General features: G+C 49.1%; 19 protein-coding genes and 1 pseudogene. 13 read left to right on the top strand and 7 right to left on the bottom strand.

The annotated features are described in order from the left end of the window. Window positions 1-349: 349 nt before the first annotated feature. The 3 genes from ompR to B5P39_RS18115 all read left to right on the top strand — a co-directional run bounded on the left by ompR (window position 350) and on the right by B5P39_RS18115 (window position 4,525). Window positions 350-1,075, top strand: coding sequence for an osmolarity response regulator transcription factor OmpR (gene ompR / locus B5P39_RS18105; protein WP_011718733.1), 726 nt, complete (start codon window positions 350-352; stop codon window positions 1,073-1,075). Between the two features lie 39 nt (window positions 1,076-1,114). Further along, window positions 1,115-2,431, top strand: coding sequence for a two-component system sensor histidine kinase EnvZ (gene envZ, locus B5P39_RS18110; RefSeq protein WP_023266461.1), 1,317 nt, complete (start codon window positions 1,115-1,117; stop codon window positions 2,429-2,431). 117 nt (window positions 2,432-2,548) lie between these two features. Next, window positions 2,549-4,525 (top strand): methyl-accepting chemotaxis protein, encoded by a 1,977-nt coding sequence (locus B5P39_RS18115; protein WP_088212517.1) that lies wholly within the window; start codon window positions 2,549-2,551, stop codon window positions 4,523-4,525. 56 nt (window positions 4,526-4,581) lie between these two features. On the opposite strand, the gene B5P39_RS18120 is transcribed toward B5P39_RS18115, so the two are convergent. Further along, window positions 4,582-5,055, bottom strand: a complete 474-nt coding sequence (locus tag B5P39_RS18120; RefSeq protein WP_088212518.1) for a peroxiredoxin — start codon at window positions 5,053-5,055, stop codon at window positions 4,582-4,584. A gap of 261 nt (window positions 5,056-5,316) precedes the next feature. Beyond that, window positions 5,317-6,249, bottom strand: a complete 933-nt coding sequence (locus B5P39_RS18125) for a choice-of-anchor H family protein (RefSeq protein ID WP_088212519.1) — start codon at window positions 6,247-6,249, stop codon at window positions 5,317-5,319. A 359-nt stretch (window positions 6,250-6,608) separates the two neighbouring features. Here B5P39_RS18125 and B5P39_RS18130 point away from each other — a divergent pair, with 359 nt between their 5' ends. From B5P39_RS18130 to B5P39_RS18145, 4 genes are all read left to right on the top strand, one after another. After that, on the top strand, window positions 6,609-6,911 hold the full coding sequence (locus tag B5P39_RS18130) for a PepSY domain-containing protein (protein WP_011624537.1): 303 nt from the start codon (window positions 6,609-6,611) through the stop codon (window positions 6,909-6,911). A 1-nt stretch (window position 6,912) separates the two neighbouring features. Further along, window positions 6,913-7,596: a response regulator transcription factor gene (locus B5P39_RS18135; protein ID WP_088212520.1), complete on the top strand. Its 684-nt coding sequence runs from the start codon at window positions 6,913-6,915 to the stop codon at window positions 7,594-7,596. Further along, window positions 7,589-8,953, top strand: coding sequence for an ATP-binding protein (locus B5P39_RS18140; protein ID WP_088212521.1), 1,365 nt, complete (start codon window positions 7,589-7,591; stop codon window positions 8,951-8,953). Before B5P39_RS18135 ends, B5P39_RS18140 begins: the two co-directional genes overlap by 8 nt. A gap of 149 nt (window positions 8,954-9,102) precedes the next feature. Then, complete coding sequence (locus tag B5P39_RS18145; protein ID WP_088212522.1) at window positions 9,103-10,608, top strand: DUF3300 domain-containing protein; 1,506 nt, start codon at window positions 9,103-9,105, stop codon at window positions 10,606-10,608. Window positions 10,609-10,663: 55 nt separating this feature from the next. Here B5P39_RS18145 and B5P39_RS18150 read toward each other — a convergent pair whose 3' ends face one another. Both B5P39_RS18150 and B5P39_RS18155 read right to left on the bottom strand, forming a co-directional pair. Beyond that, the gene (locus tag B5P39_RS18150) at window positions 10,664-11,140 is read right to left on the bottom strand and encodes a hypothetical protein (protein WP_023266124.1); all 477 of its coding nucleotides are present in this window, start codon (window positions 11,138-11,140) and stop codon (window positions 10,664-10,666) included. A gap of 75 nt (window positions 11,141-11,215) precedes the next feature. Next, window positions 11,216-14,845, bottom strand: a complete 3,630-nt coding sequence (locus B5P39_RS18155) for an EAL domain-containing protein (RefSeq protein ID WP_176399995.1) — start codon at window positions 14,843-14,845, stop codon at window positions 11,216-11,218. Between the two features lie 632 nt (window positions 14,846-15,477). Between B5P39_RS18155 and B5P39_RS18160 the strand changes: the two genes are divergently transcribed. The 6 genes from B5P39_RS18160 to cyoE all read left to right on the top strand — a co-directional run bounded on the left by B5P39_RS18160 (window position 15,478) and on the right by cyoE (window position 20,907). Next, entirely contained in the window at window positions 15,478-15,798 is a 321-nt protein-coding gene (locus tag B5P39_RS18160; RefSeq protein WP_023266127.1) for a hypothetical protein, read from the top strand. A gap of 189 nt (window positions 15,799-15,987) precedes the next feature. Beyond that, complete coding sequence (cyoA, locus tag B5P39_RS18165; protein WP_011624544.1) at window positions 15,988-17,016, top strand: ubiquinol oxidase subunit II; 1,029 nt, start codon at window positions 15,988-15,990, stop codon at window positions 17,014-17,016. A gap of 2 nt (window positions 17,017-17,018) precedes the next feature. After that, entirely contained in the window at window positions 17,019-18,998 is a 1,980-nt protein-coding gene (gene cyoB, locus B5P39_RS18170) for a cytochrome o ubiquinol oxidase subunit I (RefSeq protein ID WP_088212523.1), read from the top strand. 1 nt (window position 18,999) lies between these two features. Beyond that, window positions 19,000-19,620, top strand: a complete 621-nt coding sequence (cyoC, locus tag B5P39_RS18175) for a cytochrome o ubiquinol oxidase subunit III (protein ID WP_088212524.1) — start codon at window positions 19,000-19,002, stop codon at window positions 19,618-19,620. Further along, window positions 19,620-19,961, top strand: coding sequence for a cytochrome o ubiquinol oxidase subunit IV (cyoD, locus tag B5P39_RS18180; RefSeq protein ID WP_011627629.1), 342 nt, complete (start codon window positions 19,620-19,622; stop codon window positions 19,959-19,961). The genes cyoC and cyoD overlap by 1 nt, the downstream gene beginning before the upstream one ends. Before the next feature lie 13 nt (window positions 19,962-19,974). Next, on the top strand, window positions 19,975-20,907 hold the full coding sequence (gene cyoE, locus B5P39_RS18185) for a heme o synthase (protein ID WP_011718749.1): 933 nt from the start codon (window positions 19,975-19,977) through the stop codon (window positions 20,905-20,907). Window positions 20,908-21,315: 408 nt separating this feature from the next. Here cyoE and B5P39_RS25030 read toward each other — a convergent pair. The 3 genes and pseudogenes from B5P39_RS25030 to B5P39_RS18200 form a co-directional block, all read right to left on the bottom strand. Beyond that, a pseudogene (locus B5P39_RS25030) lies at window positions 21,316-21,636 on the bottom strand (alpha-amylase family glycosyl hydrolase); the annotation flags it as partial. Window positions 21,637-21,921: 285 nt separating this feature from the next. Further along, window positions 21,922-22,290, bottom strand: coding sequence for a hypothetical protein (locus B5P39_RS18195; protein ID WP_088212525.1), 369 nt, complete (start codon window positions 22,288-22,290; stop codon window positions 21,922-21,924). A gap of 9 nt (window positions 22,291-22,299) precedes the next feature. After that, window positions 22,300-24,923: RHS repeat domain-containing protein (locus B5P39_RS18200; RefSeq protein ID WP_303395033.1), on the bottom strand; the 2,624-nt coding region annotated here is incomplete at its 5' end.

Genomic DNA, 24,923 nt, shown 5'->3' on the forward strand with positions numbered 1-24,923 from the left:
ATCATAGCGTTATGATTCTGGACTAATCAAAATACTTTTGCCATAAAGCTGATAAGTTAACTCAACAAATGCATCAAAAGTAGCTAATGCCAATTTAGTTACAATTTCAGTTACATACTAGATAAATGTGATGATTCCCATGCAATTTCATTTGCTTAGTATTAACATGAGTTGGCAATTAGCCGTATTCGGTCGACATTGACTCACATCATGAGCTAGTCGCTCAGATTGAATCCAGCTATATTAAGCACATTCTTGGCAGATTCGTTTTCAATTTCAGCCAGTTAATCTTTGTTGTATGACGGCATAAAGAATAAAAGCAATAATCCGAGCAATTTAAGGACATCCCATGGGACAAGAAACCTCGAAAATCCTCGTCGTCGATGATGATATGCGCCTACGAGCACTACTCGAGCGTTACCTGATGGAGCAAGGCTATCAGGTGCGCAGTGCGGCCAATGCTGAGCAGATGGACCGTTTATTGGAGCGTGAAAACTTCCACCTCATTGTGCTCGATCTGATGTTGCCCGGTGAAGATGGGCTATCCATCTGCCGTCGTCTGCGCCAACAGGGCAGTACCATTCCGATTGTGATGCTCACCGCCAAGGGCGATGAGGTCGACCGGATTATCGGTTTAGAACTCGGTGCCGATGACTATTTGCCAAAACCCTTTAATCCGAGGGAATTATTGGCGCGGATCAAAGCGGTAATGCGCCGCCAAATTCAGGATGTCCCCGGTGCGCCCGCGCAGCAAGAGGCCGAAATCAGCTTTGGCGAGTTCTCCCTCGACTTAGCCACCCGCGAGATGTACCACGGTAATGAGGCCATCGCACTCACCAGTGGCGAGTTCGCCGTATTAAAAGTGTTAGTCACCCATCCACGCGAACCCTTGTCGCGGGATAAACTGATGAACCTCGCCCGTGGCCGTGATTATTCGGCGCTGGAGCGCTCGATTGACGTACAGGTTTCGCGCCTGCGCCGTTTAATTGAAAAGGATCCCGCCAACCCAAGGTATATCCAAACCGTGTGGGGCCTAGGTTATGTGTTTGTGCCCGATGGCGCCGCCCGTCGATGAGCCACTCTTGCCTGAAGTCGTCAGTGCGTTGGCATCAAGATGAAATCTAAGTTTTGGTGGCGCTTTCTTCCCCGCAGCGCCTTTAGCCAAACCGTTATGCTGATTGGTTGTCTACTGTTGATCAATCAGCTGGTTTCCTATGTCACTGTGGCTGTGTATGTATTAAAGCCCAGTTACCAGCAAATCAACCAGTTAATTGCTCGTCAAATCAATCTGTTATTTGTCGATGGTATCGATATCGGCCGCGAACACTTAACCATAGTCGATGCGCTCAATGCCAAAGTCCGTGACGATGGCATGAAGGTCTACAACCAACAACAGGCCCGCGAAGCGGGAATCGAACAGGCCACCTACTACGGTTTTTGGTCATCGCAGATGTCGGAATACCTAGGTGGCGATGCTGAAGTTCGCGTCACCCACGGCACAGTGCTACAAATTTGGATCCGCCCCCCGCAGGCGCCGTCGGTGTGGATTAAAGTGCCACTCATCGGGCAAAACGTTTCCGACCTGTCACCACTCACCTTGTACTTAATGGTGATCGGTGCACTCAGTGTCGCCGGTGGATGGTGGTTTGCTCGCCAGCAAAACAGACCATTAAGACGCTTACAAAAAGCCGCAATCTCGGTTTCCCGCGGTGAGTTTCCCGAGCCTTTGCCGCTAAAAGGCTCGAGCGAACTGGTGGAAGTGACCAATGCCTTCAACCAAATGTCCCACAGCATGAAGCAGCTCGAACAGGACAGAGCCCTGTTGATGGCGGGTATTTCCCACGATTTACGCACGCCACTGACGAGGATTCGCCTCGCCTCCGAGATGATGGTCGAGGAAGATCAATATCTTAAAGATGGTATCGTCAACGATATCGAAGATATGGACGCCATTATCAGCCAGTTTATTGCCTACATTCGCCAAGATCAGGAGGCGAGCCGCGAGCTAGGGCAAATTAATAAACTCATTCAAGATATTGCGCAGGCCGAAGCCAACCGCGACGGTGAAATTGAAGTCGTACTGAGCGACTGCCCTGAGGCGCTGTTCCAAGGGCTGGCGATTAAGCGAGTGCTCAGTAATCTGGTCGAAAATGCCTTCCGTTATGGTTCGGGCTGGGTGCGGATAAGCTCGCAATTTGATGGTAAGCGTATCGGCTTTAGCGTTGAGGATAATGGCCCGGGGATTGATGAGTCGCAAATTCCCAAACTGTTTCAGCCTTTTACCCAAGGTGATATTGCGCGCGGCAGTGTCGGTTCGGGCCTTGGGCTCGCCATCATCAAACGGATTATCGACCGTCACCAAGGCCAAGTGACCTTATCTAACCGCACTGAGGGCGGCTTAAAAGCCCAAGTCTGGCTCCCCTTGGAGTAAATCCAAGATTCCGGCATGACAACGCTGACATTCAACTTGTATTGTCATATTTATGTCACGCGAAATTCATAAACTCTAGGCAGTTAACTTCCTAAAGTTTCCAATGAAGATTGCATCATGAAGATTTCAACGCTGTCACTCTCAGCTTCGGCGCTGTTGTTATTGCTTGCTGGACTATTAGCAGCCGTGGTGCTGTGGAGCAGCGATCAAAGACAACAGATTGAGCAACAAACCCAAGTACTTCAAGGCCTACAACAGGATTTTCTCGTGGGGGTACGCCGCGATCTCGATGGCTATTTAGCCAGTGGCAACGCGACCCAACTCGAAGAAGCCAAAGCCAAGCTGAGCAAGATTAAAACTGAGCTAAGCGAGCTCAACCTCGCCGCAGCGGGCAGTGCCGATGAGGAATTGCAAACTGGCCTTAGCCAATTCATTCAAGACTTAGACACTAAATACCGCGCCGCAGGCAAACTCGCGGGCAATCCAAGACAACTGCTGGCCCACGCCGAATCTGAAATGCTCGACTATAACCGCAGGCTCGGCAGTTACGCTGACAAAGGTTTAGCGATTAATGCCACTGTGGCCGAACAATATCTGCAATTGAGCCGCGACTTACCGAGCATTGTTTATCAATTGTCGCAGCTTACCGATGGCTATCTCATCGATAAAAATCAGCAACTTAAAAATATTCTCGACAGCACCAGCAAGGAGCTAAACCAGTGGCGTGACCGACTGAACGCCCTGCCGTTAATCGGTGTGTACGAGCAGCAGGAAGCCGATGAATTTGCCCTCGGCGCGAGTGAACCAGAACAGATTGAAGTGGGCGAAAATGATCGCAGCGAGCTGTTAAGCCTTGCCAATCGATACAATAAAGAAGTCGCCAACACCCACCAACTGCTGCAAGCCAATCAGGAGATGCAAGAGCAGTTAATTCAAGCCATTAGCAGAGTTGAACAGCAGCTCATCGCCCTCGGTGAGGCGCAGGCCGCCAAAAACCAACAACTCAAATATGAGTTACAAGTCATTCTTTATGCGATGGTTTCGATTATGGCGCTGTTTGCTATCGGCTATTTAATCCTGCAACAGAACCGTGTGGTTAAGCCCCTTAAACGCCTCAATCAAGCCTTTATGCAATTAAGCGAGTCCAACAGTCGCGAACGCTTGGACATCAATCGCCGCTGCGAAACCGGCCAAATTGCAGGCCATTTCAATCAATTACTGCACAGATTCGAGCAAGAAGACGAACTCCAGCGCCAACAAATGACTAAAGTATCCCAATCCTTAAGCCAGTTGGTTGCGCGCATTACTCAACTGTCGCAGCACACCGAACACACTCAGACCATAGTCGCCGACACTCAGTCGCAAACCGAGCATATCCGCAGCCTCGCCAATGAGGTCAGCCACACCTCGGCCCTTGTTGAACAAAGCGCGGCCGAAACCATGCGTCAAATGCAGTCGAGCCAAACCGAGGCCGAAGCCGTGCTGAGTGCCACAGAACAAACCCAGACGGCGGTTGGCCTTTGCCATGCCTCGCTCGAAAGCCTGAATAACTCAGTGGCAGATGTTGCTAAAATCATTGATGTGATTGGCAACATTGCCGAGCAAACCAATCTGTTGGCACTTAATGCCGCCATCGAAGCCGCCCGTGCGGGCGAGCAAGGTCGCGGTTTTGCCGTGGTCGCCGATGAAGTGCGAAGCCTAAGTCAACGCACTCAGGTGTCGTTAAATGAAATCGTGAAAATCCTGCATCAGCTCACCCAATCTAACCTTGCTCTCGGCGAGAGTGTCGATGGCATTGCCCAAGCGACCAATAGCCAAAAACAGCGGGCACAGAGCCTATGGCATGTGGCACAAACCGTACAAAATCAAGCGAGTGAAATGGCCAATACCGCCAAGCAGGGTTCGCTCAACGCCAAGGAACAGGTCGATTACCTCGATGAATTTGTTCGCAGCATGGATAACCTAAAAGACCAAGCGCAAACCAGTTCGCAGCAGAGCGAAGTGATTGCCCAAGAAGTACAGCAAAGCGTGGAAGATATTGAGACCAGCCTAGGCATAGCCGACACCAACACAGTACCTGCCCGAGCTGCTTAAGCTTGATGCCAATAAAAATGGGAGCCTAGGCTCCCATTTTGTTTTTTAATCAAGCATTAAAGTGCCGCTAATACCACTTCGGCTTTGCTCACTTCAAATGACTTAGGTGCTTCTACATTCAGTAAAGTCACCACGCCGTTATCGATGATCATCGCATAACGTTGTGAACGTACACCACCAAAGCCAGCGGTATCCATTTCGAGTCCAAGCGCCTTAGTAAAGCTGGCATCACCATCGGCAAGCATCAGTAGCTCAGACGCATTTTGCGCTTCGCCCCAGGCTTTCATCACAAAGGCATCGTTTACCGATACACAGGCAATTAAATCAACGCCTTTAGCTTTAAATTGATCGGCCAGCACCACATAACCTGGCAAATGCGCTTCAGAACAAGTTGGTGTGAAAGCACCAGGCACTGCAAATAACACCACTTTTTTACTCGCGAACAGCTCGGTAACTTGATGATTTACCATGCCATCTTTAGTCAGTTGGCTTAGCGTCGCCGCTGGTAATGTTTGACCTTGAGCAATCATGTCTCTCTTCCTTTAGTTAACGTAACTTGCCCATACTAGCCCGAATCGGAAATGATAAACACAGAGAGAAAAAGGGGATTTGTAGCAGAGGAGGGCAAATTGCCGATAAATCGCAAGGTTGCTTTTGTTACCCGCATTGCGAAATAAAAAAGCAGCGTATCGATGGATACGCTGCCTTTAGTATTAGCCACGTTGTTTACTCTAAATAGGCGCTGACTTAGTAAAACCCTGATGGCTTACAAAAGAGTTTATTTCAGGGTATTAAACCCATTTTTCACGCTTGCGTAGTGCAGCGAACAACCCAAGGCCAAGCAAGGCAAAGATAGACAATGCACCACCACTTTCTTCCACCACAATCACTTCGTCAACACGGTCACGGTCGCTACTTTCCAGCGGCAAGGCATATAAGCCATCGGTGTCATCGGCGCTAATGGTGGCGACAATATCGCTATAACCTACTTCATAAACATCGATTAATACATCGTAGTGATCCGTTGGATAACCAGTGTAGAGGGTAGTCAGTACTTCGTAATCGTCCTGCGTCGAGTCACCGTAAATGGTAAACACGTCCGTGGTGTAGTAATGCACCCAAGGGCCGCCGTTACGGCTGAGGTACAACTCGGCAAACAGGTCGGCGCGCTCATTAAGATATGAGCCAAAGACATCCACATCGAAGGTCACGCTGAAGGTTTGATAAAACCCATCATAATCAAAGTCTTCAAATAAACGGCTGCTGGCATCAAAAATCGCAAAGCTGTGATACACAGGGGCGCGATAGGGATCTTCACTGGTCGCACTCGAGCTTGGGATAGGCTGACTCGTGTGCTTAGCAATCACTTGTTCGCGGGTCATGGGGGTTGCGCCCATCAATTGCACGCGATGAGCACTCGGACTCTTTGGCGACAACGATGGCGCTAAAGATTTAACTGCGGCCGCAGCGGCTTCACCCACACTTTGAGCGGGCGCCGACTGCTGCAATAGTCTTAGAGCCTGTTGCTCTTGCTCTGCGGCCTGTTCGGCATCGGTTTTTTTCGCCATCCCAATACTGGCCGCGCTAAAGGGGGCCAAGTTTGACTCGTCCAAGGACTCAGCGCTCACCATGGTCGGCGCCAGTAATGCGCCTGCCAATGCCATTGCCTTGATAAAGGTAGAGTGAGTTGTGCCTACGATACCTGATTGATTGAGTGTGCTCATCTTGAATACCCCATTGGATAATCCGTTCAAATTGGTGACATTAGAGGGCACTCAAGGTGAACATAAGCTGAACATTAAAAACCGTGATTTTTTGGGGTAAAAAGCCGTTCAGCCTCAATTCATCTGTTTTGGTTAACACTGCTAATATGTCACAGGATATGACTCCTGTTCTGTAAAGAGGTTCGATGGGGATTAACTCGATAAAATCCCACGAATCGCAGTGAATTTTAAAGGAATTGTGTTTACCAATTGGCTGATCTCTATGTGTTTGTTATGGTGATAAGGTATTCTTAGTCGACTCGATAAGCTATCCACCTAGCTACTCACTTAAGATCGCCGAACATGCGCGGGTAACAGATATGAAACTTGGTTTGACACTGACCCTAGTCGCTTGCTTATGCACCTCCTTTGGCAGCATGGCGGGCAATGATAAACACGATGATCGTAATCAATCGCGCGGCCAAGGTGTGAAGAATGAACAGCGCCGCCTTGTGGTCAACAGTCCAGATCAGGCCGTGGCGATGGCGCAACGTCAATATCGAGGAAAAGTGCTCAGCGTGCAGTCGAGTGGCTCAGGCTATAGAGTCAAAATCCTCAATAACGATGGCCAAGTTTTTTCTGTTTCGGTGGATGCCGCCACTGGGCGTGTTTCGAGGAATTAATATGCGACTCTTACTCGTTGAAGACGATTTAGCGCTTCAAGCCAACTTAAAACAGCACTTGCTCGATGCTCACTACAGCATAGATGTCGCCAGCGACGGTGAAGAAGGCCTGTATCAAGCCATTGAATATAATTATGATGCCGCGATTATCGATGTCGGTTTACCTAAACTCGACGGCATAAGCCTTATTCGCCGCGTGCGCCAAAAAGAGCGCGCGTTCCCTATCCTGATTTTAACCGCGCGCGATAGCTGGCAGGATAAAGTCGAGGGTCTCGATGCGGGTGCCGACGACTATCTCACTAAGCCCTTTCATCCCGAGGAATTAGTGGCTCGGCTCAAAGCCTTGATCCGTCGCTCGGCCGGTAAAGCCAGCCCAGTGATTACTAACGGTCCCTTTAGCTTAAATACCAGTAGCTTAGAAGTGCGCAAAGGGGATGAACTCGTCCCCCTAAGCGGCTCTGAATACAAGCTATTTGAGATTTTTATGCTGCATCAGGGCGAAGTGAAATCGAAAACTGCGCTCACCGAACATATCTACGATCAGGATTTTGACCTCGACTCCAACGTTATCGAAGTCTTTATCCGCCGTTTACGCAAAAAACTCGACCCAGATAACCAATACAATCTGATCGAAACCCTGCGCGGCCAAGGCTATCGTTTAAGAGTCATCTCCCCAGATGAGTAAGCGTGCGCTTGCCTGGCAGTTATTAAACTCCCTCAAAACTCGGCTCGTCCTCAGTGCGCTGCTGTTTATTTTGGTGCTGCTGCCGCTGATTGGGGTCGCCCTCAATGACGCCTTTGCCGAGCAAGTAAAAAGCGCCGCTAAAAACGAGCTAAGTGCCTATGTGTATTCGGTGTTAGCGGTGACTGAGGTTGAAAACAAACGGATTTTTATCCCCGAATTAGTGCTCGAAAACCGCTTTAACCTCATTCAATCAGGCCTCTATGCCATTGCCACCACAGAGAATGCCGAGCATCAGCAGAGCATAGTCTGGCATTCTCAATCCTTTATGGGCATCACGCCGCCCGAGCATTTTACGATTCCTCCCACGGGCAAGAGCGCGTTTGAGCAAATCGACCTCGATGGTGCGCCGCATCTTATCTACAGCTTTAGCGTCAGCTTTGCCAGCCTGAACGAAAACGTACCAGTGACTATCCATATCATTAAGGATGAATTGGAGTTTCAACAGCAAATCTCCCAATTTAATCAACAACTTTGGACTTGGTTGCTTATCTTGATCTTAGTGATGCTGGTGTTTCAGTTAAGTTGGTTGATTTGGACCATTAGGCCGCTGGCGCGCTTTACCCAAGAACTCCACGATGTCGAACAGGGTAAATCGACCCAGCTCAGTAGCCAGTATCCAAGTGAGCTACAGGAAGTCGCGCGGCAATTGAATATCCTGCTCAATACCGAGCAGACCCAGCGTAAACGCTATCGCAATGCCCTTGCGGATTTGGCCCACAGCCTAAAAACCCCGCTGGCGGTGATTAAGAGTCAGGCGGACTTAAGCGAAGCCTCGAGAGAGCAAGTGTCGAATATCAGTCGTATCATCAGCCACCAGCTTAAACGCGCCCAAACGGCGGCGGCCGCTTCTTGGCATTTAGGCATTAAGGTGGAGGATGTCGCCGCCAAACTGCTGCGAACCTTGGCCAAGATTTATCGAGAGCCGCAGATAGATCTCAGCGGCGACCTAGCACCACATGCCGTATTTAAGGGTGATGAAGCCGATCTCACCGAAATTTTAGGCAACTTGCTCGATAATGCCTGTAAGGCTGCCAAGTCACAGGTCAAATTAACCGTCACAGGCAATGCCTATCAGTTACAGCTCTGTATTGAGGACGATGGTCCTGGGATCAGCGAAGCCCTGCAAACTCAAATATTTGAGCGTGGGATCCGCGCCGACTCTTACCGCCAAGGCAACGGCATTGGCCTAGCGATTGTCCGCGATTTAGTGGATAGCTATAACGGCCGAATTTCCGTATCCCGTTCAGAAAACTTAGGCGGCGCCAAGTTTACGGTTAATTTCACCCACTCGGCTTAATCTTTAATTTTTCATAAAGATAGTTAATTTTTAAGCTGAGAATGGCTCGGCAATACTCTTTTTGCCCTACAAAATACTTTCAGCTTATGTTCATATTCACGCGCCTATGATGCCAATAACATCCTCAAATAGGATTATTGGAGCGAACCATGAACAGATTACATCGATGGAAATGGCTGGTGTTATCGGCGGCGTTAGTTGCCCTGCCGTTCACTGCGCCAACTCAAGCCGCAGGCGTATCAGTCAGCCAAGGTTCAAGTGCTTCACTGAGCCAAGCCGAACTCGAACAGATGCTTGCGCCCATTGCACTCTACCCCGATAGTTTATTGAGCCATATTTTGATCGCCTCCACCTATCCACTCGAAGTGGTACAGGCGCAGCGTTGGTTAGAGGATAACCCTAAGTTATCGACCGACGAGGTGATGTCTCGCACCGAAGACAAGGACTGGGATCCGAGTGTTAAAGCCCTTATGGCTTTCCCTAACGTCTTAGAGAAAATGAGCGAAGACTTAGATTGGACCCAGAAACTCGGCGAAGCCTTTTTAGCCGACGAAGGCCAAGTGATGGATGGCATTCAATCGCTTAGACAACAAGCGGATAAAGCCAACAGTTTGGCCAATATGGACAACATGGCGGTGACCCGTGCGAACAACCAAATCATCATCGAACCCGCAAGGCGCGAAGTAGTGTATGTGCCCTACTATGATCCCCGCGTGGTTTATGGCACTTGGCGCTGGGGTGTGGCCTATCCCCCTGTTTATTGGGAGTTTGGTGGCTATGTGGGCTACCCTTACCGCCCAAGTCATAGTTACTTTTACTGGTCTCCCGGGATCCATATTTCCTTTAACTACTTCTTTAGCTCGTTCCATTGGCACAGCCACAGAGTCGTCGTTGTCGATCACCGTCACTCCCACCATTATCGCCCAAGGGAGCGATACTCAGTCAGTTATGGTGCTCAACCTTGGAAGCATAAACCCGAGCACAGACGCGGCGTGGTTTACCACAATCCCGTGGTGAAAGAGCGCTACTACGGCGATAGTAAATTCCGTGGCCGTGACTCCCACTCCACTGGCAGTGGTCAGCACTTTACCAGCCAATATGCCAAATCGAGGGAACACCAAGACGCACGTTATAACCGCGACAACAAGGGCTATGACAAGCGCCAAGATAAGGACAGAAGTAACAACCTAAGCCGCGACAATCACTACAGCCGCGAGCGTACGCCTAGCTTCCAAAATACTCAGGCCGAGTTAAAAGAGCGCCGCGTGGCACCGACAAACTCGGCGCAAACCAAAAGAGAAGGTTACCAGAAAGAGCGTAACGACAATTTTCGTCAGGATAATCAGGTAAGACAAGCGCAGGCAAAAGCGACGAGGGAACAAACCAAGGACAGTCCACAGCGCCAGTATCAGACTCGAGAGCAGCAACCACGTAGCTTTGAGCCACGTACTCAGCCACAAAGACCGGAAGCTCGCCCCGAGGTAAGACGCGCCGAACCGCAACGTATGGAGCAGCCCCGCCAAGCGCCGCCAAGACAGCGGGAAGAGAATCGAGCCAGACAGAATGATTCACGCCAAAATATGCAGATGGCCCGCAGCCCTGAGCATAGCCAAGGCAGATCGGCACAGAGCCAAGAGCGCCGCCACCGGGAATAATCTCAACCAATAAAAAGAGCGCGAATATTCGCGCTCTTTCTTTATGTTCAAATAGCTAAAACTTGAGGGTCAAGGACTGGCCTTCACCCATGCCCTGCCATTCGATGGTCAGCTCCATTATCTCATTGATAATATGTTCAAAGTCCGCTTGAGACACCTCTGGCAGCGCCAGTTTACGGTTGCTACAGCTTTGCTCTAACAGGTATAAAAACCCGGCATAGGTCGGCGTATCGGCTGACCACAGCAAAGATTGCAGGGATTCGACAATCGACTCGGTTTGCCAAATTAAGGTTTTATCCGCGACGGCTAAGGAGGCTTCGTTGTGCTCGAGGGAAAAACTGATATCGGCGCCTGCGCGCACTTGGGCGAAAAATGCGCCCTGAATATGCAGTCGTTTTTCAACGACATAATGGATCATGTCATGGGGAGCTATGCCCTGCTCGGGCATTTGTGTTTGGGTTGCGCTGCCATCCATGCGCACGCAACGTAATTGTCCATAACGCTTCGAACCTTTGGTGAAGATAACTTGCATAAAGCCGTCCTTAGTTTATCCATCTTTCCATCGCCGGATTTAGCCAAGTATAGTTCTAAATGGATAAAAAACGGCTTAAAAATTGCGCTCGATAAAACGGAAACACTCTTCGGCCGCCAAGGGTTTACTAAAGTAATAACCCTGCACTAAATCGCAGCCCATGCCCGATAACAGCACCAGTTGCGCCTCATTCTCGACCCCTTCGGCCACGACGGTCAGCCCCAACTCATGTGCCATTGAAATCGTTGCCGCACTGATGGCGGCATCGTTCGGATCGCTCTCGATATCCTTCACAAAAGAGCGGTCTAACTTGAGTCTGTCTAAGGGCAATAACTTCAAGTAAGAGAGTGACGAGTAACCCGTGCCAAAGTCATCAATCGCCAATTCGATACCATGCTGACGCAACTCGGCCAGTAACTTGGCATTTTGCTCGGGATACTGCATGGCCACACTCTCGGTGATTTCAAGCTCGAGCGCCCCTTTGGGCAACTTATGCTTGGCAAGCACGTTGATGATATCGACAACGATAGTGTCCTTACGCAATTGATGGGCCGAGAGATTGACCGCCATCCGCAGCCCTTTGGCGCCCTTCTCTCGCCACTCGGCTAGCTGCGCCAACGCCTGCTCTAACACCCATTGGCCGATGGGGATGATCATATCGATCTCTTCGGCGATAGGGATAAAGCGATCGGGAGCCACCAGGCCCAATTCGGGGTGTTGCCAACGGATCAGCGCCTCGACGCCAACCATTTGCCCAGTGTTGATATCGATTTGCGGCTGATAGTGCAGCCGCAGCTCATCACGGGCAATCGCCTGCCTGAGTCCGGTTTCGATTTGTTGACGCTCGGTCACTAAGGTGTTCATGGCGACGGTGAAAAACTGATAGTTGTTGCGCCCCGCCGCTTTGGCGCGGTACATGGCCATATCGGCATTTTTCATGAGCGCCTCAACACTGTCACCATCGGTTGGGAACAGGCTAATGCCTATGCTGGGTGATGAATGCAGCGGCTTGTTATCTATGGTGTAGGTTTGATTCAAGCCACTGCGCAGGGCTTCTGCCACCTTAGCCACCTCGTCATGGTCCGTATCGGACAACACCACCACGAACTCATCGCCGCCCAAGCGCGCGACAATATCATCGCTGCTCACAATACTCTTCAGCCGCCGCGCTACTTCGAGCAACAGCATATCGCCGACATGGTGCCCCAAGGTGTCGTTGATATTTTTGAAGTGATCCATATCGATAAACATCACGGCAATCTGGGTCTGACTGACAAAGGCTTCTTTGAAAACCGTCTCTAACCGCGATTGCAGACTCAAGCGGTTCGGCAGCAGAGTCAAAGAATCGTGGTGCGCGAGGAAGTGAATGCGCTCCTCATTAACTTTGCGTTCGCTGATATCGGTAAAACTACCGATGTAATGGCTGACAGACCCCGTCTCATCCCGCACGACAGACATCATCAACCATTTAGGGAAATCAAATCCCTCCTTGTGTCTGTCCCACACTTCACCCTGCCAGAATCCGGTCTGCTCGAGGGCGGCGCGCACTCTAGCATCATTGCTACGGTCGGTCCGCTCGGCTTCGAGGAAGCGACAGTTTTTGCCGATGATCTCATCTCGGGTGTAACCGGTAATTTGGGTAAAAGCACTATTCACATCCACGATAATGTCATTCGCGTCCATGATGGTGATGCCTTCACCGCTTTGCTGGAATACCTGGGCCAGCAGGTTAACCCTAGCCACGGTGCGCTCCTGCTCGGTAATGTCCTCCACAATAAACAGGATCAGCTGCTCACCGTTAGCTGCGGTAACCAAGGAGCCATTTAACCTCACGGCCACCATTTGCCCGCCCTTATGGCGATAATGCTTCTGGTAGGGGCCGTAACGGCGAGTCTGCTTAAGGCGTTCGAGCTGCTCGGTTTCACTCACCCGATAACGAATGGGCGTAAGCTCCCAAGGATCGAGTATCTGCAACTCTTCGAGGGTATAACCGGTAATATCCATAAAGGCTTGGTTGATGGCGACAAACTGCCCGTCCTCTAGCCGTTTTAAGGCGTGGCCCACGGGCGCCTTATCGAACAGGGTGCGATACCTTTGCTCACTCTCGATCAAGGTCGCTTGGAAGGTTTGGCTACGGGCGATCTCCTTAGAGAGTGCCATGGTTTTTTCCGCCACCTTTTCGGCGATGCGGTGGCGCTCTCCCGATGAAACTAAGGTCATACCGCCAACTACGGCGCAGGTAATAAAGGCGAGCAGTAACATCAGCAGCGACAGGCTAAAAGTATCCCCCATCAAGGAGGAATAGGATTCATAGATCACTATATGCCAATGCCTATCGGCCAGCATTAAGTTGGCCTGATAATACTGGCCCATCTTATCGCTTTGTATGTTCCCCTGAAACTGAGGGAAAATCTTCTGGCTATTGGCGTAGAGTAAGGCTCCGCCAGCACTCATGTCTGTGAGTCGCCAGTGCAAGCCTTTGACCTGCTCCACCGCATTGATAATCGATTGCAGGTCGATAACCGCCGAGCAAAAACCCTCGATATTCCCTAAGCGGTCGAAGACGGGGGCAATAAACAGCGTCCCGCCAGGCCCATTGGGATCCTCCGCCAATTGAATTTTTCCGGTCATCACAGGCGACAGTGTGGCGCGGACTTTAGCAATCGCCGCCGCCCGTGTCGGTTCACCATTGAGATCAATACCCAAGGCGGCACGGCTAGTGTTTATCGGTTGCACAAACTTAATCGGCACTAACCAACCGTCGGGATTGGGTCGCCCATTGGCTAAGTATCGAATCTGGTATGGTTCACCAATCTCGGCACGAGTAGCGGCCTCAAAACTGTCTTTATCGGTTGCGGCAACCAGTGGCGACCAAGCCCAAGCCCGAAACCCATCTAATTGCAGTTGGTTGCGCTTACCAAACTGGATAAATTCATCCTGAGACACCTGCTCGCTATTATCGAATAAACTCGCAAGCGCAATCACTTGCTGTAGATTCGACACCTGAAAACTTTCAACATTGCTAATAATGGCATTGGACTGAATTTGAAATTTATCCTGCAGCTGCTGCCGCTGGTTCATATCCGAGTAGTAATAAATGCCGACACAGAATAAAAAGCCGACCAACAGTGGCAGCCCAGTCTGAATCCGCCTTGAGCGCCAAATGGAGCGCTGATCGAAGATCAACATCGTCAGCGGAATAAAGATTACCGCTCCGAGTAAATCCCCAAGCCACCAATTAATCGTGCTGCCAAAGACATCCTTGATGGGAATGGTGCCATGGGCGGCCAGGGCGGCATTACCAAAGAGGGTGGCAATCATGCAGGTTAACGAGAGGCTGAGGCAGGACTTAATAACAGTGTTGGGTCTATCTAAGGTCACTAAGGGGTCGATACGGCGGATCACATTGGCAGAAACATAGGCCTGTAAACTCGATGCCGCAGCAATCACTAAGGGCAGCCAACCGAGATGGATCTCACCACCGATATTGATGTTAATCAGCCAAGAGCCGACCAAGATACCAAACCAGGGCGAATACTTGCTCCATATCAGGCAGGAGGCAATGGCAATACCCGCCGCAGGCCAAATGGCAGCCGAATAACCGGGAGGCAAGGCAATCAACAAACCGATTTTGCCAACGACAAAGTAAGCCAAGGCAACGAGTAGATTGACCTTAAGGTAGTGAGCAAATGCTTTGATATCCAATCCCTTTTTATTACTAAGCCGCAACTCAGATAGGCCACATAATGCCTTAATCTACAAATCAATCTCAAGCTTAGTAAAAGCTAATCATCAATTCTGTTGTCGCTCACCAGCGTAAACGCCTCATTAGCGGTCGGTTTGCTATGGCGAAATCTGCTAGACTCACGCCAACTCTTAAGCGCAGCCAAAGGATGGGCATTAACGAGTGAGGAGGTTAACCCGCATCAATGCGGTAAAGATAATTCCGTGAAAAGGGGCGAAAGCGCAGCGAGTTTAGGTGATTTTTCCAGCTCAAATTGTTTACATTTAACCCAAGGCGTTTTCTGACGCAGCTCACATTAACCCTATTTTTTGCGAGTGTAATGAGTATAAATTCAGTTAATTTTGTTAATTGTTTGTTTTATTTTGGTTTTAATTAAGGTTTTTTTAATGCAAAAGCCGTTTTGAGCCCGGGATCCACTTTCAATCAATCCCCGCTTCTTGTTATCCTCCCGCCCGCACAAAAAAGTTGCAGCTTGAATTTTTATTCAGCCAACAATTTCCTCTCGTTCAGCCGGACCTGTTAATTGAAATTCGCACTCAGCCAATTTATCGCTGAAGGATTGAATCTCGTAGCGAGGTTCTCCCACTTCAGTATGACAAACTTAGCCCTGATCTTCGGGTTACTGTTTGTGCTGCCCGCTGCTGACCTAGTGTCGGTGATGGTCGGTGGCTGTATCGACATAGGTGAGTTAATCACCCTGAGCGATGGATTTTTAATCGAGTTTTTCGGCGCCACGCTGCTGAGCATATTACTGCTCAACCCCCAGATTATTAAGCAATTGTGGAATCTGTTCGACAATGGCTTCAAGTTTTTCAACAGCTTAGATTTAACTAATGCTGCCCTGTTTTTAGCACCCCCAAGGCTAAAATCCCTCGAGCACCTTGCGCACGGTTGTCGCGCCCCACCATTGTAACTCTCTGTTTTAAAATTCAAATTTAGCATTAAGCGCTGAAAGTCGATCCTCAATCTTGCATTGGGGTGGCAGGCATTTTTTGTGCCGCGCTCGAGCCACTTTCGGATTTGCCTTCGGATAACGCCGCTCAATGCTACTGCCAATCTCTCTGGGCAGAGTTGTAAACCTTAGGGTTAGAGGAATCTTCCTTTGTTAATTCGAAATTTAAGTAAAGTAGCATTCGCGGCGATAGCCCTGATGCTCGCAGGCTGTGATGGCGGCGTATTGGATCCCAAGGGCCAGATCGGTGTCGATGAAAAGCACCTGATCATCATCGCTACCCTACTCATGCTGATTGTGGTTATCCCCGTGATCTTCATGACCTTGTTCTTCGCATGGAAATACCGCGATGGCCGAGATCATGAGGTTTACGCCCCTAAATGGTCCCATTCAAGCGCGATTGAAACCGTGGTTTGGATTGTGCCTATTGTGATCGTATTGATTTTGGGCGTGATCACTTGGGGTTCAACCCATGATCTCGACCCTTACAAACCACTCGAACACGAGGCAAAGCCAATTACGGTTGAAGTGGTTTCTATGGACTGGAAATGGTTGTTTATCTATCCAGAACAAGGTGTTGCATCGGTAAACGAACTGGCTTTCCCAGCGAATGTACCAGTGAACTTTAAGATCACCTCTGATACCGCAATGAACTCTTTCTTTATCCCGCAGTTAGGTAGCCAAATCTACTCAATGGCTGGGATGACGACTAAGTTGCACCTAATTGCCAACGAACCCGGTACCTATGACGGTATTTCCGCTAACTATAGCGGCGCAGGTTTTGCGGGCATGAAGTTTAAAGCCATTGCCACGCCAACGGCGGCCGACTTCGATGCTTGGGTAGCCAAGGCAAAACAACAGGCGACTAAGACCTTAGACTCTGCGACTTACCAAGCCTTAGCACAGAAGAGTGAAAACAATCCTGTTGAATACTTTGGCTCAGTTAGTCACGGCATGTTCGATCAAATCGTTATGCAATACATGCACATGGACTCAAACGAGCACATGGCAGGCCATGAAGGTATGGAACACATGAGTGCCGACCACAATATGGCTGGCATGCACCACGATATGGCGCATATGGCGAGCGAACAGAAGATGGCCGACATGGAAAGCTCAACCCATTCTGACACTTCATCAACAGAACACTCATCCACTCACCAAGTGGAGGCGGAGTAATCATGTCTTTTCTCGGTAAATTAAGCTTAGATGCGATCCCGTATCATGAGCCTATCATCATGGTGACCCTTGCGGTTGTTGCCGTGATAGGCCTGTACGTCGCAGCCTTGATCACTAAACACAAAAAATGGGGTGTGCTTTGGCACGACTGGTTAACCTCGGTTGACCATAAACGCCTCGGTATCATGTACATAGTGCTTGCCTTCATCATGCTGATCCGCGGTTTTTCCGACGCCATCATGATGCGTACCCAACAGGCACTGGCCACCAATGGCGCCGCGGGTTATCTGCCGCCAGAACATTACGACCAAATCTTTACCGCCCACGGCGTGATCATGATTATCTTTATGGCGATGCCATTTATGATCGGTCTAATGAACTTAGTGCTGCCACTGCAAATCGGTGCCCGCGACGTTGCCTTCCCCTTCTTGAACAACCTCAGCTTCTGGTTAACCGCATCTGGTGCCGTGCTGATCAATATTTCATTAGGTTTAGGTGAGTTCGCCCGTACCGGTTGGGTGGCTTACCCACCGTTGTCTGAGCTGGCTTACAGTCCGGGCGTCGGGGTCGATTACTATATCTGGGCGCTGCAGATTTCGGGGATAGGGACAACCTTAACCGGGGTCAACTTTATCGCGACTGTGCTTAAGATGCGCGCTCCAGGCATGAAGCTGATGCAAATGCCCATCTTCACTTGGACTTGTACTTGGGCCAACATCCTGATCGTGGCATCGTTCCCGATCCTGACCGCGGTTTTAGCACTGTTAACACTCGATCGCTACATGGGTTTCCACTTCTTCACCAATGATGGTGGTGGTAACGCCATGATGTATATCAACCTGTTCTGGGCTTGGGGTCACCCTGAAGTGTACATCCTGATTTTACCTGCGTTCGGTATCTTCTCAGATGTAATTTCAACCTTTACCTCTAAGCGTCTGTTCGGCTATTCCTCAATGGTATGGGCCAGCGGCGCGATTTCGATCCTCGGCTTCATCGTGTGGTTACACCACTTCTTTACCATGGGCTCCAGCGCCAACGTCAACGCCTTCTTCGGTGTGATGACCATGGTGATTGCGGTCCCGACTGGGGTAAAACTGTTTAACTGGTTGTTCACTATTTACCGCGGCCGCCTGCGCTTAACTGTGCCAGTGCTGTGGACCTTAGGCTTTATGGTGACTTTCACCATTGGTGGTATGACGGGCGTGTTATTGGCCGTACCTGGCGCCGACTACGTGCTACACAACAGCTTGTTCCTGATCGCTCACTTCCATAACACCATTATCGGTGGTGCCGTGTTCGGTTACTTAGCCGGTTTTGCTTACTGGTTCCCGAAAGCGACAGGTTTCCACTTAAATGAGCGTTTAGGTAAAGCGTCATTCTGGTGCTGGCAAATTGGTTTCTATGTGGCCTTTATGCCGCTGTATGTACTCGGTTTTATGGGTATGACTCGCCGTATCAACCACATTGATAACCCAGCATGGAACCTGTGGATCTATATCGCTGCCGTGGGTGCTTGCATCATCATGGTCGGTATCATTCTGCAATTCGTGCAACTGTACGTGAGTATCCGTGACCGCGACCAAAACCGTGACACCACGGGCGACCCATGGAATGGCCACACGCTGGAATGGTCAACCGCCTCACCACCACAGTTCTACAACTTTGCTAAGTTGCCACAAGTGTCTGATATCGATGCCTTTACCGATGCCAAAGAAAAAGGCACCGCGTATCAACGCCTCAAACACTATCAGCCAATCCATATGCCGAAAAATACTCCGAGCGGTATCTTAATGGCGCTGGGCATTACTGCCGCTGGTTTTGCTGCGATTTGGCACATTCTGTGGCTCGCGATTGTGGGCATGGTGGGCGCGTTTATCGTGTTCTTATTCCGTGCTTATAACAACGATGTCGACTATTACGTTCAACCCGATGAAGTGGCACGCATTGAAAATGCTCACTTAAACAATGTAGTAAGGGGCTGATATGAGTGTTGCAATCCCAGCTGATTTAGAAGTTGCTCACGCCGAGGAGCACCACGAGCAGCATGACACGGGTGGCAACACCCTATTTGGTTTTTGGCTCTACCTGATGACCGACTGCATCCTGTTTGCATCGGTATTTGCCACCTACGCCGTGCTCTATATGAACACCGACGGCGGTGTATCGGGTAAAGACATTTTCGAACTGGACTTTGTGCTGATCGAAACCGCAGCCCTGCTGCTCAGTAGTATTACCTATGGCTTTGCGTTGATTTTCGCTAAGCGCCACAACAGGTTGGCGACCCTCACTTGGTTAGCCATTACCTTTGCACTGGGCTGTGTGTTTATCGGCATGGAAGTCTATGAGTTCCATCACCTGATCGAACATGGCAACGGCCCACAACGCAGCGCCTTCCTGTCATCTTTCTTCACCTTAGTGGGCATGCACGGCTTGCACGTGACCGCTGGGTTAATTTGGATGGCAATCATGATGATTGAAGTCGCTAAAACGGGCTTAGGTAACCGCAGCATCACTCGCCTGAGCTGCTTAAGCTTGTTCTGGCATTTCCTCGACATCGTGTGGATTTGTGTATTCACCGTTGTGTACTTATTGGGAGCATTGTAATGAGCACACATACTCATTCGCATGATCATAGCCATGGCGCAGACGATCTGGCCGCCAGCATCAAGTCCTACTTAGTCGGTTTTGTGCTGTCAGTGGTGTTAACTGCCATCCCATTCTGGGCGGTAATGACCCATCACTTCGAGCAATCGACGACGCTTGCCATTGTCGTTGTCACGGCACTGGTGCAGATTTTGGTACACCTTAAGTACTTCCTGCACTTGGACTTCTCTAAGGAAGGCAAGATCAACACCTTCTCCTTCCTATTTACCGCGCTGATCATCGTGATGGTGGTTGGCTTGTCGGTATGGATCATTCTCGAAGCTAACGCTTTGATGATGTAACGAGACACAGCAAATGAACACACAAGCTAGATTGACATCGACGCAATGGAAAGCACGCTTCAAAGGGTATGTACAGGTAACTAAGCCTGGCATCATTTTCGGGAATCTGATTTCCGTTGCTGGCGGTTTCCTATTGGCCGCTAAGGGCGATGTGGATCTGGTCTTGATGCTGGCAAGCTTAGTGGGATTATCCTTAGTCGTCGCCTCAGGCTGTGCGATTAATAACTGTATTGACCGTGACATTGACGCCAAAATGCAGCGCACCTGCAAACGCGTCACCGTCACGGGCGAAATTCCCCTAAGCCATGTCTTGCTGTTTGGCATCGCCTTAGGCGTGCTTGGATTTGGTATCTTAGCCTTGTTCACCAATGCCTTAGCCCTGCTGTTTGCCGCTATTGGTTATGTCGTTTATGTCGGGATTTATAGCCTCTATATGAAGCGAAACTCGGTTTACGGCACCTTAGTCGGCAGCTTTTCGGGCGCGGTACCGCCCGTGGTGGGCTATTGCAGCGTAACGGGGCAAATGGATATGGGCGCAGTGATTTTATTGCTGATGTTCAGCCTCTGGCAGATGCCACACTCCTACGCCATCGCGATTTTCCGCTTTAATGACTATGCAGCCGCGAAGATCCCCGTGCTGCCAGTCGCCGAAGGGATGGCCAAGGCGAAGCACCATATAGTGCTCTATATCGCAGTGTTCGCCTTGGTCAGCACCATGCTGCCACTCGCAGGTTACACAGGCACCGCCTTTATGGCCGTGACCTGTGCCACCAGCCTCTGGTGGCTAACTATGGCCCTCAAAGGTTATCGTCAAGATGTGGATATGCCACGTTGGGCCAGACAAGTGTTTGGTTTTTCAATTATTACCATCACAGCACTCAGTGTAACCATGGCGCTGGATTTTCAAGCGGTCAGTCAAACCCCACTGTTTACCTTAGTGCGATAAATATAACCTTTATTCAAAAACAAAAGCGCTAACCTAGGTTAGCGCTTTTTTATTGTCTCAAGTCTCAATAACTAAGGGACAAAAGGGCGTTAAAAATGAAAGAGGAAAAACAACTGAGTGACCAGTTACTAAAGAGCTTAAATGTAATCAACAATTTATAGGTGACCCATGGTATTTGCTCACCGACACGCAGCTAGTCCATCCGTGGATGCTCGACCGCCCCGTCCATGGGGCGGACGGTCGGCTCGCTAATCACCATGGCTCACCTGTTTAGCATCAGCGTAGCCTGTCTGTAGATTTAATAACCTTACTCAACACGCTTCGGGACAAAAACGTGTTATGTTTTGCGCGAAGTTATCTTCATTTCGGATAAACAAAAATAATCCTAAACGCTGAGTCGTGAGCAACTTAAGGATGTAACGCTTGGCTTGAGGCTTTACCTTTACACCATTTGCCGCTGTTATGCTGCTTTTTAAATTCACACATGCTATCCCATCGACCACTTATGCCACTGTATTGACGACGAAACTCTTTGGCTGATGTGAGCCACGCATCGGGCGCAATACCTAATTCATTGAGTAGTTTCGGCCGTTGATTATCGATATAGCCTTTCTTATCAAGGCGGATGGCGCGGCCTGTCCAATCAATCAGTTCGAGATAATCGGCAAAATGAAATGGAATGCCCGTTTACTCATTCAGGTGAGCTGCGCCATCGAATTGGACGAGAGACTTGTGGGGAATATGAGTTTCGTTAGTTGCGGAGTCAGTTTGTTGCACAGGGAGGGGTAATGGATTATTTGGGGTGTTTAGCGAGTTAATTCGCTCCTGAATCGATGTAAAATCAGAGGATTGCAAAGAATCGGCAGTTAACACTTGCACCTTGAAGCCCTGTGATTGATGTTTGTTCGCACTTCCATCAGATCACAATTCAAGGTGCAAGTTCACTCTAATTTAATTATTTATCTGAAAATCATCAGGGGATTCTTCAGCCCCAGCCATTGAATCGCGTGTAACTTAATTTTGTGGATAATAAAATATAATCAGTTGACAACTAATAAAAATACTGAACACCGCTATAATAAACATTAAAAAGTTAACCATTCCTGCTTTGGATGTATTGATTTTTTCTAAATCATCATATATTGAAAATTTCAACGCTAAGAATGAAGCTATACACCATCCAAAAAATGGAATCAATATGGCTGCATAAGTGGGATCATCTAAGGTTAGAATAGAAAATAATATTGCGATTGGAGAAAAAATTGCAGATAAAGATAAAATTAAATCCATCCGCACAAATAACATAGCCTTACGACCCCAAGAACTCATTTTTTTTCTATAGCTATTAGCTAAGTATAATTTCAATAAACCAATAATTTTCATCTTCATCCCTTAATGATTCGGAAGCAACTGCCACGGGTTGACATTATACGGCAGGGTTAACTTCTGATTTTCGTAAAAATTATTATACCTTCCATTGAAGCCATCTATAACATCACGCTTCATCTGAATTATTCCTGAAGCTTTTTGATAGTTTAAGTTATTTGACTTATACATCATATCTGTTGCTCCATATAATGAAGCTCCTAGAAATCCTATAGGAGAAGATGAACCAATTCTTAATGCAGAAAAATCAAAAATTGTTTTACCCACAAACTCTGAACTAGAGATGTTTCTATCTTTATAGAGAAGATAGTTCTGCGCAAACGCAATACCTAATGCAGCCCCTCCAGCCATTGTAGCTAATCCTTTACCAAACATACCTATAGAATCTAAAGAGTATGAACCAGCTGTTTGAGATGCTCCTCTTATAATTGCCCACTCATTCATTGTTGTGCCTGTTGCAAATAATGCAATAGCAGCTCCTTTACTAGAAGCTAACGAAGTACCACTAAACGCTAACTCTGCAGCCCCGCCTGCTGTTGAAGCGCTAAACAACCAATGACCACCTCCAGCATTATTAAAATAATCAATTAAGCCCTGACCAAGCTCAAGTAATTGTTCAGTTGAGGTAGCATTGTCCCACTTACTTGCAATGCTTCCTTGCCCATTCCGTTCACTGGTTTGAAGGTTTGCAGGTAATTCCTCTTGCACCAGAGATGCGCCATTACTAATTTTAGTGGGTTCAGATCTGGTTTGCTTTTTCCCTGAATCGCCGGAACCATACTCGATAGCTGAGCAGAATACACCACTCTGACCTTTAAGGTGACTTCCAGTTGAGGAACACGCCGCATACCCCGTCGGATCTGTGCCTGCTAGCGGATTATTCATGATGTACGAGTAAGGATTGACGCTCTGGGTCGAGGTCGGACTCTGAATTAACGGATCCACCGACATAAACCTGCCGAGGTTATAATCGTACACCCGACCGTTCATATGAATTAACTGCTGTTCATTCAGATGCTCGTGGTCGGTAAAACCACGGCGGTTCTTATTGGTGATATCCAAATCCTGCAGCTTTGATTGCAGGGTATTTTTATTCACCATATCAGTACGATGCCCACCTCCTGTCGATGCGGTTCGTCCAAAGGGGTCAAAATAACGTTGACTAACGATATTGCCGTTTTGGTCGGCTAGGGTGGTTGCACTGCCGAGGCGGTCCTTGAGAGTAAATTGCAGCAAATGACCACGCTGTGAGGTATAACTGAGTACCGCAATGTCGTCTAAGTAAGCACGCCAGCTACCATCACTGTCGGCTTCATAGTACTTATCGACATAATAAGTGGTTGTCGTTGCACTGCCGACCGTACGGCTTTGCTTGGCGCGCATATTATCGCTGCCATAGACAAAACTGGTGGTTGTACCACGGCCTGAGACACTCAGTGGCTTATCCATGGCATTGTAGGTCATGGTGAGACCATCACCGATCCGCAGATTACCGCGATTGTCATACTGGAAGTTGACTGTGGTGCCATTGAGTTTAGTCAGCTGACATACTGCATTTGGCTTGTTCAGGCAGGCGCTGCCACCATAACGGTAGGCAGTGCTGCTATTGGCGCTGTAGTCGGTTTTCTTAAGGAAGTTCCCGACCTTATCGTAGGCATAGTTAACCGTGGCACTAAAGGTCGGATTGGTATTGCTAAACTGATACTCCGTTAGGCGATTAAGCGTGTCATAACGGTAGCTCTTAGTTAGGCCTGTCACCCCATCACGTTCACTGGTGAGATTCATAAAATCATCATAGCCATCATAGTAGTGCGCATGAATACGCCCCAGCGGGCCATCCACTTCGACACTCGCCATGGTGCCTTCGCTGTAATAGCGGCGAGATTCCGACATCACCCGGTTACCAAGTTCAGCGCCTGTGATATGGCCTGCTTCATCCATGGCTGTGACTTGACGATAGAGATAGCCAGAAGCAGCATTGCTGGTCTGCTCGAGGTAACCATAATCGTTATAGCTATATTTGAGCGTTAAGCCGTTCGGGTATTCGAGTGCCTTAGGACGACCATAGAAGCCATCGTACTGATGTTTAACTGTGCGACTCACTCCATCAACGGTCACTGTGGTTTGCGCCAATTGCAGCGCAGTTGTGTAGGCATAAGTGCGAGCGACGCCGTTTTCGGTTTCAGAGGTGAGTAAGCCTTGCTTGAGGGTGTCCCACACAAAGGTCGCCGTACCTGGTGCACTGCCGCCCGTGGTGGTTTTACTGGTGACACGGCCCAGTACATCGAGTACATAGGTTTGCACCACGCCATTGGCATCGGTTTGCTTATCCAGTTCGCCTACGCTGTTGTAACCAAAATTGGTGGTGCCTTGGTTAGGGTCGATAACTTGGGTTTTATGGCCAAAACCGTTGTAAGTTGCTTTGATATCACTATTGTTAGCATCGCGGATAACTAACGGTCTACCGGCGCTATCGTAGGCAAAGCGGTTGGTGCCATTTTGTGCATCCACGGTTTCATATAACCAGCCTTGACTGCCATAGGTGCGCGACATTAAGCGTCCTTCGACATTGATATCGGTGGTTAACCCGTTATAGGTGTATAGGGACTCTAGTCCACCGGAGCGCCCAT

Origin of the sequence: Shewanella sp. Shew256, from assembly GCF_002196695.1 — a bacterium.
In the GTDB taxonomy this organism is placed as follows: Bacteria; Pseudomonadota; Gammaproteobacteria; order Enterobacterales; family Shewanellaceae; genus Shewanella; species Shewanella mangrovisoli.

What these genes read in the sequence shown, in the direction of transcription:
- ompR (WP_011718733.1), top strand. Translation starts at nt 350, where the DNA reads ATGGGACAAGAAACCTCGAAAATCCTCGTCGTCGATGATGATATGCGC.
- envZ (WP_023266461.1), top strand. Translation starts at nt 1,115, where the DNA reads ATGAAATCTAAGTTTTGGTGGCGCTTTCTTCCCCGCAGCGCCTTTAGC.
- B5P39_RS18115 (WP_088212517.1), top strand. Translation starts at nt 2,549, where the DNA reads ATGAAGATTTCAACGCTGTCACTCTCAGCTTCGGCGCTGTTGTTATTG.
- B5P39_RS18120 (WP_088212518.1), bottom strand. Translation starts at nt 5,055, where the DNA reads ATGATTGCTCAAGGTCAAACATTACCAGCGGCGACGCTAAGCCAACTG.
- B5P39_RS18125 (WP_088212519.1), bottom strand. Translation starts at nt 6,249, where the DNA reads ATGAGCACACTCAATCAATCAGGTATCGTAGGCACAACTCACTCTACC.
- B5P39_RS18130 (WP_011624537.1), top strand. Translation starts at nt 6,609, where the DNA reads ATGAAACTTGGTTTGACACTGACCCTAGTCGCTTGCTTATGCACCTCC.
- B5P39_RS18135 (WP_088212520.1), top strand. Translation starts at nt 6,913, where the DNA reads ATGCGACTCTTACTCGTTGAAGACGATTTAGCGCTTCAAGCCAACTTA.
- B5P39_RS18140 (WP_088212521.1), top strand. Translation starts at nt 7,589, where the DNA reads ATGAGTAAGCGTGCGCTTGCCTGGCAGTTATTAAACTCCCTCAAAACT.
- B5P39_RS18145 (WP_088212522.1), top strand. Translation starts at nt 9,103, where the DNA reads ATGAACAGATTACATCGATGGAAATGGCTGGTGTTATCGGCGGCGTTA.
- B5P39_RS18150 (WP_023266124.1), bottom strand. Translation starts at nt 11,140, where the DNA reads ATGCAAGTTATCTTCACCAAAGGTTCGAAGCGTTATGGACAATTACGT.
- B5P39_RS18160 (WP_023266127.1), top strand. Translation starts at nt 15,478, where the DNA reads ATGACAAACTTAGCCCTGATCTTCGGGTTACTGTTTGTGCTGCCCGCT.
- cyoB (WP_088212523.1), top strand. Translation starts at nt 17,019, where the DNA reads ATGTCTTTTCTCGGTAAATTAAGCTTAGATGCGATCCCGTATCATGAG.
- cyoC (WP_088212524.1), top strand. Translation starts at nt 19,000, where the DNA reads ATGAGTGTTGCAATCCCAGCTGATTTAGAAGTTGCTCACGCCGAGGAG.
- cyoD (WP_011627629.1), top strand. Translation starts at nt 19,620, where the DNA reads ATGAGCACACATACTCATTCGCATGATCATAGCCATGGCGCAGACGAT.
- cyoE (WP_011718749.1), top strand. Translation starts at nt 19,975, where the DNA reads ATGAACACACAAGCTAGATTGACATCGACGCAATGGAAAGCACGCTTC.
- B5P39_RS18195 (WP_088212525.1), bottom strand. Translation starts at nt 22,290, where the DNA reads ATGAAAATTATTGGTTTATTGAAATTATACTTAGCTAATAGCTATAGA.